The organism is Kitasatospora sp. NPDC058492 (assembly GCF_042720685.1).
Taxonomy (GTDB): Bacteria; Actinomycetota; Actinomycetes; order Streptomycetales; family Streptomycetaceae; genus Kitasatospora.
Genome location: NZ_JBHXMU010000156.1, coordinates 1 through 1,438 on the forward strand (window position 1 = coordinate 1; position 1,438 = coordinate 1,438).

The window sequence follows — 1,438 nt, forward strand, 5'->3', positions numbered from 1 at the left end:
CCAATGCCAGTGACTTTAGGTTGTGTCGTGCTGGGTGACGGTGACTGTTGCCGGTTGTGGTGGTGGCCAGTTGTGGTGTTGGGCGCGTTTGAGGGGCCAGTTGGACATCTTGCGTTTGATGACGCGGGGGCAGGTCCGCTGACGTCGTGGGGGTAGCAGGCGTTCGGCGATCTCAGTCAGGGTGCGGGTCAGTGCGCGGGCGAGTCTGCCGGGGGGAAAACGCCGCCTGGGCGGGGACCTGGCGGCGTACGACGCGCAGGCTGCGGGTGAACGAGAGCCGGTCGACGTCCAGGCCGTCGTTGAGGGCGGCCTGGTGCATCAGCTGCCGGATGGCGTGGTGGACGAGCAGGAGGCCGTAGACCTCCTGCTCGACACCCCACGGGTACTTCGAGCGCAGGACGAGCCTGGGGCCGCGCTGGTGGGTCTTGATCTCGTCCAGCGTGGTCTCGATCTCCCAGCGCTGGGCGTAGAGAGCGGCCAGTTCGGCGGCCGGTGCCTCCTCGGGGTCGAGGAGGGTGGTGATCAGGCGGTAGACGGTGGCGTCGCCGGTGGAGGCGAGGGTGTACTCGACGACGCGGACGGTCACCGGGTCGCGACGGTTCCTGCGGTCGTGTCCGGCGAAGACCTCGCTGAGGTAGGAGCCGTCCGACAGCGTCCGCACGACGGGCAGGCCGGCGTTCTTGCGTACCCGCCACAGGAGGTCCGCGCCGGTAGCCCGGGCCTGCTGCCACAGCTCGACGCCGTAGAAGCCCCGGTCCGCCAGCAGCAGCATCCCCGCGCGCAGATGGCCGAACAGCCGCCGGGAGAGCGTCTGCTCGCCGGCCGACAGCGGGCCCACCTCGGCGGCGAACATCGCGTGGGTGCCACACTCGGCCAGCCCCACGACCCGGGCCTGCGGGAACGCGGCCGCCCCGCGTCCCGAGGCATGGCGGCCGAAGAAGGCGTCGTTGGCCTCGGTGTCCGCCAGGTCCAGCGTGGTGCCGTCCACCGCCACCACACGCCAACGCCGATACCACGCACCCGCGGTCCCGGGCACGGCCATCGGACGGCACACCCGGGCGAACAGCAGACGCAACGGCTCCGGCCCCAGCCGCCGCCGGGCCCGGCCGATCGCGGCGGTCGTCGGCACCCGCCACGACCGCCGCCCCTCTCCCAGTCCCTCACCCAGCAGCCGCGCGACCTCCTCGTAGCCCTGCCCGAAGAACAGGCACATCGCCAGCACGAAGTACACGACCACCCGCGCCGGCAACAACCGACTGCGCTGCTCGGCCCGCCCGGTCTCAGCGATCACCTCATCGACCAGACCCGGCGGAAACACCTGCGTCAGCACCCCGATCGCAATCCGATCCGACAACCGCTCACCCGCACACGACTTGACCTGCCCCACCCTCGCCACACCACAACCAACGAGACAGACACACCAAAGTCACTGGCATTG

At 70.4% G+C, this 1,438-nt stretch carries 1 protein-coding gene; it reads right to left on the reverse strand.

Going from position 1 to position 1,438, the window contains the following annotated elements; translation table 11 throughout:
- Positions 1 to 172 precede the first annotated feature (172 nt).
- Complete coding sequence (locus ACFWPI_RS39595; protein ID WP_380381116.1) at positions 173 to 1,396, reverse strand: IS4 family transposase; 1,224 nt, start codon at positions 1,394 to 1,396, stop codon at positions 173 to 175.
- Positions 1,397 to 1,438 lie beyond the last annotated feature (42 nt).